The sequence below is a fragment of the Streptomyces sp. NBC_01454 genome (genome assembly GCF_036227565.1).
Classification (GTDB): domain Bacteria; phylum Actinomycetota; class Actinomycetes; order Streptomycetales; family Streptomycetaceae; genus Streptomyces.
Map to the genome: position 1 here is coordinate 6,511,226 of NZ_CP109460.1, position 13,191 is coordinate 6,524,416.

The 13,191-nt window shown below is 73.4% G+C and carries 10 protein-coding genes; 8 read left to right on the forward strand and 2 right to left on the reverse strand.

Translation table 11 applies throughout. From position 1 onward, the window contains the following. The first annotated feature begins 24 nt into the window (after nucleotides 1-24). A complete protein-coding gene (locus tag OIU81_RS28810; RefSeq protein ID WP_329152429.1) occupies nucleotides 25-876 on the forward strand; it encodes an ABC transporter ATP-binding protein in 852 nt (283 codons plus the stop codon). Here the strand turns inward: OIU81_RS28810 and OIU81_RS28815 are convergent. Beyond that, on the reverse strand, nucleotides 860-1,207 hold the full coding sequence (locus tag OIU81_RS28815) for an SCP2 sterol-binding domain-containing protein (RefSeq protein WP_329152430.1): 348 nt from the start codon (nucleotides 1,205-1,207) through the stop codon (nucleotides 860-862). The two genes, OIU81_RS28810 and OIU81_RS28815, sit on opposite strands and share 17 nt — an antisense overlap. A 74-nt stretch (nucleotides 1,208-1,281) precedes the next feature. Between OIU81_RS28815 and OIU81_RS28820 the strand changes: the two genes are divergently transcribed. From OIU81_RS28820 to OIU81_RS28830, 3 genes are read left to right on the forward strand one after another with little or no spacing between them, the layout of a single operon-like run. Then, nucleotides 1,282-1,716, forward strand: coding sequence for a hypothetical protein (locus OIU81_RS28820; RefSeq protein WP_329152431.1), 435 nt, complete (start codon nucleotides 1,282-1,284; stop codon nucleotides 1,714-1,716). Nucleotides 1,717-1,723: 7 nt separating this feature from the next. Beyond that, complete coding sequence (locus tag OIU81_RS28825) at nucleotides 1,724-2,539, forward strand: TlyA family RNA methyltransferase (RefSeq protein WP_329152433.1); 816 nt, start codon at nucleotides 1,724-1,726, stop codon at nucleotides 2,537-2,539. Then, complete coding sequence (locus OIU81_RS28830; protein WP_443074058.1) at nucleotides 2,536-3,477, forward strand: NAD kinase; 942 nt, start codon at nucleotides 2,536-2,538, stop codon at nucleotides 3,475-3,477. The genes OIU81_RS28825 and OIU81_RS28830 overlap by 4 nt, the downstream gene beginning before the upstream one ends. Before the next feature lie 39 nt (nucleotides 3,478-3,516). On the opposite strand, the gene OIU81_RS28835 is transcribed toward OIU81_RS28830, so the two are convergent. After that, on the reverse strand, nucleotides 3,517-5,055 hold the full coding sequence (locus tag OIU81_RS28835) for a S41 family peptidase (protein WP_329152435.1): 1,539 nt from the start codon (nucleotides 5,053-5,055) through the stop codon (nucleotides 3,517-3,519). Nucleotides 5,056-5,367: 312 nt separating this feature from the next. On the opposite strand from OIU81_RS28835, the gene recN reads away from it, so the two are divergent. From recN to OIU81_RS28855, 4 genes are all read left to right on the forward strand, one after another. Then, entirely contained in the window at nucleotides 5,368-7,104 is a 1,737-nt protein-coding gene (gene recN, locus OIU81_RS28840; protein ID WP_329155433.1) for a DNA repair protein RecN, read from the forward strand. Nucleotides 7,105-7,713: 609 nt separating this feature from the next. Further along, nucleotides 7,714-9,810 (forward strand): bifunctional polysaccharide deacetylase/glycosyltransferase family 2 protein, encoded by a 2,097-nt coding sequence (locus OIU81_RS28845; RefSeq protein ID WP_329152436.1) that lies wholly within the window; start codon nucleotides 7,714-7,716, stop codon nucleotides 9,808-9,810. Between the two features lie 231 nt (nucleotides 9,811-10,041). After that, nucleotides 10,042-11,487: an LCP family protein gene (locus OIU81_RS28850; RefSeq protein ID WP_329152438.1), complete on the forward strand. Its 1,446-nt coding sequence runs from the start codon at nucleotides 10,042-10,044 to the stop codon at nucleotides 11,485-11,487. 366 nt (nucleotides 11,488-11,853) lie between these two features. Continuing rightward, nucleotides 11,854-13,017: a glycosyltransferase family 4 protein gene (locus tag OIU81_RS28855; protein WP_329152440.1), complete on the forward strand. Its 1,164-nt coding sequence runs from the start codon at nucleotides 11,854-11,856 to the stop codon at nucleotides 13,015-13,017. Nucleotides 13,018-13,191 lie beyond the last annotated feature (174 nt).

Sequence of the window (13,191 nt, forward strand, 5' to 3'; positions counted from 1 at the left end):
ACGACAACCCCCAGGAGTGCAGACGTGAGCCGCCTCACGGCCGAGCAGGTCACCCTCGCCTACGACCAGCGGGTCATCGCCGAGAACCTCTCGGTCGCCATCCCCGACCGCTCCTTCACGGTCATCGTCGGCCCGAACGCCTGCGGCAAGTCCACGCTGCTGCGCGCACTGTCGCGGATGCTCAAGCCGGCCGCCGGCTCGGTGCTGCTGGACGGCTCGGCGATCTCCTCGCAGCCGGCCAAGAAGGTCGCCAGGACGCTCGGACTGCTCCCGCAGTCCTCCCTCGCCCCCGACGGGATCACCGTGGCCGACCTGGTCGCGCGCGGCCGCTACCCGCACCAGGGCCTGCTGCGGCAGTGGTCGGCGCAGGACGAGCGGATCGTCCGGGAGTCGATGGCGGCCACCGGTGTGGAGACTCTGGCCGAGCGCTGTGTCGACGAGCTGTCCGGCGGGCAGCGCCAACGGGTGTGGATCGCGATGGCGCTCGCCCAGCAGACACCGCTGTTCCTGCTGGACGAGCCGACGACCTATCTGGACATCCAGCATCAGATCGAGGTGCTGGACCTGTGCGCGGAACTCCACGAGGAGCAGGGACGCACCCTGGTCGCGGTACTGCACGACCTCAACCACGCGGCCCGGTACGCGACCCATCTCATCGCCATGAAGGACGGCGCCGTCGTCGCGGAGGGCGCGCCGGGCGACATCGTCACGGCGGAGCTGGTGGAGCGGGTCTTCGGGCTCGGCTGCCAGATCATCGAGGACCCGGAGACCGGCACCCCGCTGGTCGTCCCCGCCGCCCGCCGGTCCCGGCACCGCGGCGGCCGGGCCGTGGCGCAACCGGCACCGGGCGGGGCGGCGGCTACAGCAGCGTCCTGAGCCGCAGCAGGTCGCGCAGGCCGGCTTCCAGCTTGACGCGGCCGCTGCTCCACGCCCTGGCGAAGTTCAGCTTCCCGTCCACCAGGGCCACCAGATCGTCGCCGGTCATGGTCAGACGGATGTCGGCCTTGTGCGGGGGCGGGCCGGGGACGTGGGTCACGTCCTGGATGGTGCCGTCGGCCAGCCGCCCGACGAAAGTCACATCGAGGTCGGTGATGCGGCAGCTGAGGGAACGGTGGACCGCGGTGGCGCCGCGGACCCTGCCGTCGGCCGAGGACATGTTCTGGGCCAGCCGGTCGAGAGCGGCGCGGCACTGGTCGAGGGTTGCCATCGGAAGCGACGATACGCCAGGTCGGGGACGGCTCGTTCGTCCTCGATGCCCCTCGCCGGGGTAGCGTCGGGGGCATGGAACAGCCGATGTCCGGCCCGGAGCCGGAGCCGGAGGCACCCGCACCCGCCGGGACCGGGGAACCGGAGGAGTCCGTGGAGCCCGTGGAGCCCCGGGACCGCGAAGCGGGGGAAGAGACGCGGGCCGCCGGGGCGGGCCCGGCCGCCGAGCCTGACGGGCCCGCCGGACCGCAGCCCCTCGGGGTGGGCGTGACCCCCACCGGCCAGGCCGCGGTCGACGCCCGGCTGCGGCGGCTGGCCGATGCCGACCACCTCCCTGCCGAGGGACATCTGCAGGTGTACGAGGATGTGCACCGTGGGCTGCGCGACGTGCTGGCCGCCCTCGACCAGCACCCCGGGCCGCCCGCACCGCCCGCGGCTTCCTCGGCTTCCGCGGCCTTCGCGGCCTTCGCGGCCTTCTCGACTTTTCCGACGCACGACAACAGGAGCTGAACCACAGGTGGCAGGAGTGGCACGACGCCGACTCGACGCGGAGCTGGTGCGCCGCAAGCTGGCCCGTTCGCGCGAGCACGCCAGCCAGCTGATCGCCGCGGGCCGGGTGACCGTGGGCGGTGCGACCGCGACGAAACCGGCCACCCAGGTCGAGACCAGCGCGGCCGTGGTCGTCCGCGCGGACGAGAGCGATCCGGACTATGTCTCGCGCGGCGGGCACAAGCTCGCCGGAGCCCTCGCCGCGTTCGTTCCGCTCGGCCTGAAGATCGAGGGCCGCCGGGCGCTCGACGCCGGCGCCTCGACCGGTGGCTTCACCGATGTCCTGCTGAGGGCCGGCGCCGGTCATGTCGTCGCCGTCGACGTCGGGTACGGACAGCTCGCCTGGTCGCTGCAGAGCGATGAGCGGGTCACCGTGAAGGACCGCACCAACGTACGGGAACTGACCCTCGACCAGATCGACGCGCAGCCCGTCGACCTCGTCGTCGGCGACCTCTCGTTCATCCCGCTGGGACTCGTCCTGCCCGCGCTGGCCGCCTGCGCGGCGCCCGACGCGGACCTGGTGCTGATGGTCAAGCCGCAGTTCGAGGTCGGCAAGGAGCGGCTGGGCAGCGGCGGGGTGGTGCGCAGTGCGCAGCTGCGGGCCGAGGCGGTGTGTGCCGTCGCCGAGCGGGCGGCCGCACTCGGATTTGGCGTACTTGGCGTAACTGCGAGCCCGCTGCCGGGTCCTTCGGGGAATGTCGAGTACTTTCTGTGGCTGCGCGCCGGGGCGCCTGCACTCGACCCGGCGGACGTCGACCGTGCAGTGGCGGAGGGGCCTCGTTGACCACTACCCAGGCAGTTGAAGGCAGCGCAGCACACGAGAACAGCGGCGCCGGGCGGACGGTGTTCCTGCTCGCGCACACGGGCCGCCCGGCGGCCATCCGCAGCGCCGAACTCGTCGTCCAGGGCCTGTTGCGCTGCGGCATCGGGGTGCGGGTCCTGGCGGAGGAAGCGGCGGACCTGCCGCTGCCGCCGTCGGTCGAGCGCGTCGAATCCGAGCAGTGCGCGGCCGAGGGCTGCGAGCTGCTGGTGGTCCTGGGCGGGGACGGCACGCTGCTGCGCGGCGCCGACTTCGCCCGGACGTCCGGGGTCCCGATGCTCGGCGTCAACCTCGGCCGGGTGGGCTTCCTCGCGGAGGCCGAACGGGACGATCTCGACAAGGTCGTCGACCGGGTCGTCACCCGCGCCTACGAGGTCGAGGAACGGATGACGCTCGATGTGCTCGTCCGCAACAACGGCAATGTGGTGCACACCGACTGGGCCCTGAACGAGGCGTCGGTGGAGAAGGCCGCCCGGGAGCGGATGCTGGAGGTGGTGACCGAGGTCGATGGCCGGCCCGTCTCACGCTTCGGCGGCGACGGGGTGGTCTGTGCGACCCCGACCGGCTCCACCGCCTACGCCTTCTCGGCCGGCGGTCCGGTGGTCTGGCCCGAGGTCGAGGCCCTGCTGATGGTCCCGATCAGCGCCCACGCGCTGTTCGCCAAGCCGCTGGTGACCTCGCCGCGTTCGGTGCTCGCCGTCGAGGTCCAGCCGAAGACCCCGCACGGCGTCCTGTGGTGCGACGGCCGCCGCAGCGTCGAACTCCCCGCCGGCGCCCGCGTCGAGGTCCGCCGCGGCGCCGTCCCCGTACGCCTGGCCCGGCTGCACCACGCCTCCTTCACCGACCGCCTGGTCGCCAAGTTCGCGCTTCCGGTGGCGGGCTGGCGCGGCGCCCCGCAGTAGGGACTCACCCGCCGGACGGGCTCCGGCCTGTCCGGCGGGTCAGGGCTGCCCGGCGGTCTCCCTCGCTGCCCCGTGCGCGAGGAGGGCCCTGGCGCGGGTGAGGGCGGAGTCGCGCCGGGCGGAGAGCTCGGCGTCGGTGAAGACCGGGGTGCGGACGGCGGGCGGAATGCCGGGGCCGTCGAAGGTGCGGCCGTCGGCGGTCAGGAACTCCTCGTTGGGCAGGCCGAAGGTCCAGCCGTTCGGGAGGGTGCGGCCCAGGACGTCGGAGAACACGCCCTGGGTGTTCTCGCCGATGCGGAGTGGGGCGGGGGAGCGGCCCATCAGGGCCTGGGTGAAGGTCTCGCCCGCGCTGACGGTGAGGCGGCCGGTGAGCACGGCGACCGGCCCCGTGTGGACCGGGCCCCGGTGCGGGCCGATCCGGATCGGCTGCGGCGTGGTGAACCGGGCCGGGTCGCGGGGGTCGTTCCGTGCCCGCTTGCGGTACGCGAGATACGGGCGGCCGGTGAGCCGGGAGGCGATCCGCAGACCGAGCGGGTCCGCGCCGCCGCCGTTGAGCCGGACGTCGATGATCAGGCCGCGCAGGGCGGCCGGGCCCCGCGTACGGGCGGGGGTGAACACGGCGTCCAGGGCGCGGTCGAGCGCGGCGACGTCACCGGCGTAGTCGCCCTTCCTCGTGTACTGCGCGAACGAGGTGACACGGAAGTAGCCGATGCGGCCGGGCAGATCCGCGTAGCCGAGCCGGCCACCGGCCCACTGGCGGCGGGTGACGCCGGGGCCCAGGTTCGCGGCGATCGCCTGGTCGATGCGGGCCATGGAATCGCGCGTGGGCAGGACCGTGCCGGGACGCCTGCCCGCGAACCACTTGTCCTTGCTGACGACGACGCGGGTGTGGGCGTCGTGCAGCGGCTCGATCATCTTGCGGAACACCGCGAAGAGTTCGTCCCCGGTGGTCCTCGCCGTGATCTGCGGACGGAACCGGTCGCGGACCGCCGCCCAGTCGGTCCTCTTCGCACGGAAGAAGGGGTAGTTCTCGGCATAGGTCCGCCAGAAGATGTCGAAGACCGTCCGGGGGTCGTGCGGCGTGGGCCGGGTGCAGCGGGCGGGCAGAGCGCCGACGCGGTGCAGGGTGCGCCGGCCGGCGTCGTCCTCGATGGTCAGCCGGGCGCGGCCGGCGCCGGCCGGCGCCACGGTGACCGGGGCCGAGCCCGGGACCGTGAAGCGCAGGCTGCCGTGCGCGCCGGGAGGGCCGGTGCGGGTGCCCGTGACGGAGCCGGGCAGACAGCTGATGCCGGTGGTCTCGTACGTCCGCAGGCCGTGGCCGTCGAGGGTGACGAGGGTGCCGTAGCCGTCCATCCGCCAGACGCCTCGCAGGGAGCCGGCCGGGGTGCGGGCCGGCCGGACCGCCGCCGGGTCCGCCGAGGCCGCCCGGACCGGCGCTGCGGAGCGCTCCGAGCGGGCCGGGCCGGCGCAGGCCGTGGTGGCGGCCAGGGCGGTGGTGGCGGTCAGGGCGGTGAGCAGTAACGCCGCCGTGCCGCGGGGGCGGTGGGGGCGCCGGGAACGGGTGCCGGGGTCGTTCATGGGAAATCCCTCGTGTGGGGGTGTCTGAGTGGCGGGGCCGGGCCGGGTCAGGCGGTGCACGGCAGTGCTCGTGGCCAGGGCCGGTGGCGGCGCGAGCCGGGGGCCGCACACCGCCGTATGCACCGATCCGCCGGACATGAGCACCTCGTCCGGTGTGGACGGTGATCAGCGTGACGGCCGGGACCGGGCCCGCACCATGCGGCATCCACCCGTGGTGGGGTGGGGTTTTCCGCAGGGCCGGGGGCCGGAGTGAGGGGAGGCCGTCGCGGGGCGGCCCCGGGACCTCGTAAGGTCGTATCCGTGTTGGAGGAGATGCGGATCCGGTCCCTGGGTGTCATTGATGACGCCGTTGTCGAGCTGTCCCCTGGCTTCACGGCGGTGACCGGCGAGACGGGCGCCGGCAAGACCATGGTCGTCACCAGCCTCGGCCTGCTGCTCGGCGGGCGCGCCGACCCCGCCCTGGTGCGGATCGGCGCCAAGTCGGCCGTCGTGGAGGGCAGGATCAGCGTCGCCTCCCGCGCCCCGGCCGCGATACGTGCCGAGGAGGCCGGCGCGGAGCTGGACGACGGGGCGCTGCTGATCAGCCGCACCCTCTCCGCGGAGGGCCGCTCGCGCGCCCATGTCGGCGGCCGCTCGGTACCGGTCGGCCTGCTGGCGGAGCTCGCCGACGACCTGGTCGCCGTGCACGGCCAGACCGACCAGCAGGGCCTGCTGCGGCCGGCCCGGCAGCGCCAGGCCCTGGACCGCTACGCCGGGGACGCGGTCGCCGTCCCGCTCGCGAAGTACACCGCGGCGCACCGCCGGCTGCGTGCCGTCGCCACCGAGCTGGACGAGCTGACGACGCGGGCCCGGGAGCGTTCCCAGGAAGCCGATCTGCTGCGCTTCGGCCTCGACGAGATCGCGGCGGCCGAACCCCAGCCCGGTGAGGACACCGAACTCGCCGCCGAGGCCGAGCGGCTCGGCCACGCCGAGGCACTGGCCTCCGCCGCGACCGCCGCGCACGCCGCACTGGCCGGCAACCCCGAGGACCCCGAGGGCATCGACGCCACCACCCTGGTCGCCGGCGCCCACCGCGCCCTGGAGGCCGTCCGCAGCCACGACCAGGAGCTCGCCACGCTCGCCGAGCGGCTCGGCGAGATCGGCATCCTGATGGCGGACGTGGCCGGTGAACTGGCCAGTTACGCGGACGGCCTGGACGCCGACCCGCTGCGGCTGGCCGCCGTCGAGGAGCGCCGCGCCGCCCTCAACCACCTGACCCGCAAGTACGGCCAGGACATCACCGCGGTGCTCGCCTGGTCCCAGGAGAGCGCCGCCCGGTGCGCGGAACTGGACGGCGACGACGACCGGATCGGTGAGCTGACCGCCGAGCGGGACGCGCTGCGCACCGAACTGGGCGAGCTTGCCCAGACATTGACCGACGCCCGCACCGCCTCGGCCGCGCGCTTTGCCGACGCGGTCACCGCGGAACTCGCCGAACTCGCCATGCCGCACGCCCGGGTGACCGTCGAGATCCGCCAGACCGAGGTGACCGGGGACGACGCCGACGGCGTCGAGGTCGGCGGCCGCACCGTGGCCTACGGACCGGCCGGTGCCGACGAGGTCGAACTCCTGCTGGCACCGCACCCGGGCGCGCCGCCCCGGCCGATCGCCAAGGGGGCCTCCGGCGGTGAGCTCTCCCGGGTGATGCTCGCCGTCGAGGTGGTCTTCGCCGGTTCCGACCCCGTACCGACCTATCTGTTCGACGAGGTCGACGCGGGGGTCGGCGGCAAGGCGGCGGTCGAGGTCGGCAGGCGGCTGGCCCGGCTCGCGAAGTCGGCGCAGGTCGTGGTGGTCACGCACCTCCCGCAGGTCGCGGCGTTCGCGGACCGCCAGCTGCTGGTGGCCAAGACGAACGACGGCTCGGTCACCAGGAGCGGCGTCACCGTCCTGGAGGGCGAGGAACGGGTCCGCGAACTCTCCCGGATGCTGGCCGGCCAGGAGGACTCCGAGACGGCCCGCGCGCACGCCGAGGAACTGCTGGAGACGGCGCGTACGGGGAATCAGGCCTGATCCACCGATCAGCTGTGTGAACAACGCTCCGGTGCGGTGCACCCAGGCCCCTTCGTCCGGAGCGTCCGGGCGTCGCTCCGGGGGCCGTTGGCCGGCGCGCACGGGCGCGGACCCAGCCGTTGCTCCCCTCGGCCCCGGGATGTGATCAGTGTCTCTTCCCGGCCGGAGCCGTCGGCGGCCGGCGGGAACACTTGCCGCACCACCGGGAGGGGCACGCGCACCCCCGGACCGCAGCCCGGCGACGGCCGGTGACCGGCTCTGCCGGATGGCGTTGATCACGGCCCGCCCGCTGCGACATCGACCACCCGCTCCCCTCTCTGCGCCGCCGCTTGCGCCGGCGTGACAAAACCCCTGCGCACGGCCGGGGCGCTGATGGTCGGCGGCGCTTACCCCGACCGGGTCGTGAGTACACTCGCCCACCATGTGTGAGGCCAGACGGTATACAAAACGCCACAAAATATCCGATGACCGACCATGCGCCGATGCTTCCATCTGGCGCGCGAGGATTCTGCGGAATCTGCTCGCTATCGGGGTAAATGCCCCGCACCAGACATTTGTTGTCAGAAGAGGGGCTACAGCGACGCCTGCCTCCGGCGTCCCGGGGGCGATGTGAGGCGCCGCGCGAACCGTGCCCGGCACCGGCAGTCCCGCGACCCGCGCGGCCACTGGCTGCTGCTGTGCATGGTCCTCCCGGTGATGTTCGGCGCCCTGCTCTTCGAGGGCTGGACCACGCATGAGGTCGACGCCGCGAAGACGCGCAAGGACTGCACCAGCCCCGTGCCCGGGTCCGTCGACAAGGGCGGCCCGGTGCTGCGGTTCCACGACGGCAAGGTGGCCTCGTCCGCGGTGCCGGCCCGTACGGTGGCGCTCACCTACGACGGCGGACCCGACCCCGTATGGACACCCCGGCTGCTCGACCTGCTGCGCGCGCACCACGCCCACGCCACGTTCTTCCTCCGTGGCGCCCAGGCGGCCCAACACCCGGACCTGGTGCGGCGGATCCGGGCCGAGGGCCATGAGATCGGCTCGAACACCTACACCGGCGCCGCCATGGGCGAGTCCTCGCCGGTACGCGCCTCGCTGGAGCTGTCGCTGACCCAGAAGGCACTGGCGGGCAGCGCGGGCATCCACACCAAGCTGCTGCGGCTGCCGCAGACCACCGCGGTGGACACCCTGTGCGGCGCCGAATGGAAGGCCGCCGAGAAGGCCGGCGCGCAGGGGTACACCCTGGTCGCCGCCGACAGGTGGTACCGCAAGCCGTCGCAGGGCGTGATCCGGCAGTTCAGCCAGAACGATCTCGCGTACCTGGGTACCAAGGAGCTGCTCGACAACCCGAGGGTCGCGAAGTTCACCACCGTGTCGGAGGGCGTCCGGCAGCCCTCGCCCGACGAGCGGGTCTCCGCTGTGGAGCGCTGGACGGGTACCGCCCTGATCTGGGCCAAGGCCCTGGGGCACGCCTTCGTCAGCGGGATGGCCTGGGTGCTCGCCATCGCCGGCGGGCTGGGGCTGTTGCGGCTGGCGATGCTGGTGTTCCTCGCCCGTGCCCACGTCCGGCGGCTGACCCGATTCCGTCCCGGATCGCCCTGGCTGCGCGAGGTCACCGACCCGGTGACGATCCTCGTCCCCGCCTACAACGAAGAGGCGGGCATCGAGTCCACCGTCCGTTCGCTGCTCGCCTCGACCCACCGGCAGTTGCAGGTCATCGTGATCGACGACGGGTCGACGGACCGGACGGCGGACCTCGCCACCTGGATCGACGATCCCCGGGTGAGGGTGATCCGGCAGCCCAACGCCGGCAAGGCGGCCGCGCTCAACACCGGTCTGGCGCACGCCCGGTACGACATCGTGGTCATGGTCGACGCCGACACCGTCTTCGAGCGGGACGCCATCCAGCGCCTCATCCAGCCGCTTGCCCACCCGGCCGTCGGCGCGGTCAGCGGCAACACCAAGGTCGGCAACCGGCGCCGTCTGCTGGGCAGATGGCAGCATCTGGAGTACGTCTTCGGGTTCAACCTCGACCGCCGGATGTTCGAGGTGCTGGAGTGCATGCCGACCGTCCCCGGTGCCATCGGCGCCTTCCGCCGGGATGCGCTGCTGGGCATCGGCGGGGTCAGCGAGGACACGCTTGCCGAGGACACCGACCTGACGATGGCCCTGTGGCGGGCGGGCTGGCGGGTGGTCTACGAGGAGTCCGCCGTCGCCTGGACCGAGGTGCCCACCTCGCTGCGCCAGCTGTGGCGGCAGCGCTACCGCTGGTGCTACGGCACGATCCAGGCCATGTGGAAGCACCGTGGGGCCGTCGTCGAAATGGGCCCGGCCGGGCGCTTCGGCCGCCGCGGGCTGAGCTATCTCGCCCTGTTCCAGGTCGCCCTGCCGCTGTTCGCGCCGATCGTCGACATCTTCGCGCTGTACGGGCTGATGTTCCTCGGCCCCTGGCAGTCGGCCGGCGTCTGGTGCGGCTTCCTGGTCGTGCAACTGGTCTGCGCCGGATACGCGCTGAGGCTGGACGGCGAGAAGATGCGCGTGCTGTGGGCGATGCCGTTCCAGCTGCTGGTCTACCGGCAGTTGATGTATCTCGTCGTCATCCAGTCCGTGGTGGCCTTCCTGCTCGGCACCCGCCTGAAGTGGCACCGGATGCACCGCTCGGGGACCGCTGCGCAACAGATCGGGCAGCCGGTGGCGTACGAGAGCCTGTCGTCGCGGTGAGCGAGCCGGCTGGGGGTGGGCTCCGTCACACGGGGCCCACCCCGCCTCCGGGCGGGCGCCGTCGCGCGCCCCTCTGACCCCCGTGCACCCCGGCTTTCGCATGACGAACCCGCCCGTATCCATCGCCCGACCACACGAAAAATCCGCTTTCCTCCCGCCGAAAGCGCTTCCTTTGGTGCGGAATTACAGGCCATTTGGTGAAGGGCTCGTGGGCATGCAGACTGTCCGCCCATGAATGACTGGTTGAACGGGGACCCCGACATCAACCGTTACGGCGGCGAAGCGGAGCCGGCGCACGCCGTCACGGGGCAGACGGGGAAGCACGCCCCCTACCCGCCACAACCGGTACCCGCCAGACCGCTGCTCGGAGAGCCCGGCGACGATCCGTACGGCGCATATGGCGCGCAGGGCACGTATGGCGCGTACGGCGCGCAGGAGTCGTACGGCTCGGATGTCCCGTACGGCGCGCAGGGCAGGTATGACCGGGCCGTCCCCTACGACCCGGCCCTCTCCTCCGCACCGAGCGCCCCGGCCCGGGCCGACGCCCCTCCGGCCGGCCCGGCATTCCCGGGTGGCGGGGACGGCGCGCACGGCGGCCCCGGCCTGAACGGCGGCATCGGCTCCTACGGAGACCCCGGCGGGCCCATGCGCAGGCGCCCCACCCGGCGCCCCGCCACCCGCCCCACCCGCCGCCGCCGGATTCTGCGGCTCGCGGGCCTCCTGGTCATCGTGTCCCTGCTCACCTCCGTCGGCACCTACACCTGGGCCGACACCAAGCTGGAGCGCGACGTCGACCTCGGCAAGCTCGCCGGCCGGCCGGTACCGGGCAAGGGCGCCAACTATCTGATCGTGGGCTCCGACAGCCGCCAGGGCCTGTCCGGAAAGCAGCTGAAGGACCTGCACACCGGCGGCTCGGCGGACGCGGGCCGCCGCACCGACTCGATGATCCTGCTGCACACCGGCGCCCACGGCACCACGATGATGAGCCTGCCGCGTGACTCCTGGGTGACCATCCCGCCGTACATCCGTCCCGAAACCGGCAAGCACTACGCCGCGTCGAAGGACAAGCTCAACGCGGCGTTCTCGCGCGGCGGTCCCGAGCTGCTCGTCCGGACCATCGAGCACAACACGGGCCTGCGCATCGGGCATTACACGGAGATCGGGTTCGCGGGCTTCGTCGGCATCGTGGACGCGGTCGGCGGGGTGCCGATGTGCCTGAACAAGGCCGTCAAGGACCAGAAGTCCGGCGAAAACCTCACCAAGGGCTGCCATACGCTCGACGGCCACGCCGCGCTCGCATTCGTCCGCCAGCGCCACCAAGAGGCCCAGGGTGACCTCGGGCGCAGCGCGAACCAGCAGAAGTTCCTGGCCGCGCTCTCCCACAAGACGGTCACACCCGGCATCCTGCTCAACCCGTCCAAGGTCTACCCCACGATGAACGCGGGCCTCGACACGCTCATCGTCGACAAGCACATGAGCCTGTGGAACCTCACGTCGCTCTTCGAAGCGATGAAGAGCGTCTCGGCCGGCGACGGCGCCCGCCTCCATGTCCCCGTCTCCAGCCTCGGCTTCCAGACCCCCAAGGGCAGCGCCGTGCAGTGGGACGCGAAGCGGGCGGCGAAGCTCTTCGGGGAACTGCGCGACGACCGGCCGGTGACGGCCGGGGCAAAGGGCTAGACGCGCGTTGCGTGGGGGCAGCCGTCTCTGCCCGGCGCACGCGCCTCTCAGGGTGGCGGCAGGCGCACTCCGGAGAGGGGACGCACCCCACGAACCGTCCACACGCGCGGGCGGTTTGTCGCCCATGTGGGTGATCTGGTGGGCGCTGGAGTGAGACTTCCCACCGGAACGGCGGGGCGACGGTGCCGAACTGACGTCGCCGGACTGGCATCCTGGGCGCGGTGCGCGAACCCGGGCGGACTCGCCGCCGCCGGCCCGTCCTCCGGGCAGGCGGGAGGACGCGGCTCGCACGCCGTAGCACCCCACAGCAACCGGACCGGCCCGCCCCCACGGTCCGTTCCGTCCCGACCCAGGAGCCCCGATCACGTGATCAGCACCCCGACCTCGGCGCACGGGCTGTCGCCGCTGCGCACGGTCCAGGTGCTGGGGCACGGCAGCGCCGGCAGCGCCGCGCACGTCCGCTCGCTGGCCGAGGGGCTGGTCGCCCGCGGGGTGCGGGTGACGGTCTGCGCCACGCCGGAGGCCGAGGAGGCCTACGACTTCGCGGGCACCGGCGCCCGCTTCGTGCATGTCCCGCCGCGGATGGACCCGGCGAGTGTGGCCTCGTTGCGCAGCGCCTGCTGGGATGCCGACCTCGTCCACGCGCACGGCCTGCGGGCCGGGATGCGCGCCTCGATGGCGCTGCGCGGGTTGCGCGGCCCCCGGGGCGGCGGACGGGTCCCGCTGGTCATCACCTGGCACACCAAGGCACACACCGAGGGCGCGCGGGCCGGACTGGTGCATCTGATGGAGCGGCGGGTGGCGCGGGCCGCCGCCGTTGTCCTGGGGGCCTGTTCCGACCTGGTGGACCGGGCACGCGAGCGGGGTGCGCGCGATGCCCGGCTGGCACCGGTCGCCATTCCGGGCCCCCGGTCCGGTGGTGCCCCGGGCGAGCCCGAGGACCAGGACCGGACGCGCGACAAGGAGCGGGCCGAGCTGGGCGCGGTGGACCGTCCGCTGCTGCTCGCGGTCGGCCGGCTGGACCCGAGCCAGGGCCATGACCTGCTGCTGGACGCGGCACACGCCTGGTGCGCGCTCGATCCGCAGCCGCTGGTCGCCATCGCGGGGGAGGGCGAGCAGCGGGCCGCACTCCAGCGCCGGATCGACCACGAGCGGTTGCCCGTCCAGCTGCTCGGCCGCCGCGACGACGTGCCCGAACTCCTCGCCGCGGCGGACCTGGTGGTGCTGCCCAGCAGATGGGAGGCGCGCTCACTGATCGCCCAGGAGGCGCTGCGCGCCGGGGTGCCGCTGGTCGCCACCGACACCGGCGGCACCCGCGAACTGGTCGGTCGGGCCGCGGAACTGGTCCCCTACGGGGATGCCGCCGCCCTGGCCCGCAGCGTGCTCGCGCTGCTCGCCGACCCCGTACGGCGGACGGTGCTCGCCGAGGCGGGCCGGGCCCAGGCGGCCGGCTGGCCCAGCGAGAACGACACCGTCACCCAGGTCCTGAGCGTCTACGACGAGCTGGCCCAGCCGATTCAGCCGGTCTAGCCCGATCCAGCCGGTGTAGCCCGGTCCGGCTCCTTCGCTCCGAGCCGCCGGGCCGGCCGGTAGGGTCCCCGCATCGCACGCCAAGGCCGGCCGACGGCGCGTGCGGGCCCGTGAACCGGCGGGCCCGGCCCCGGGCCGTCCCCCCCCCGGACACGGGGATGACCATGTACCAAC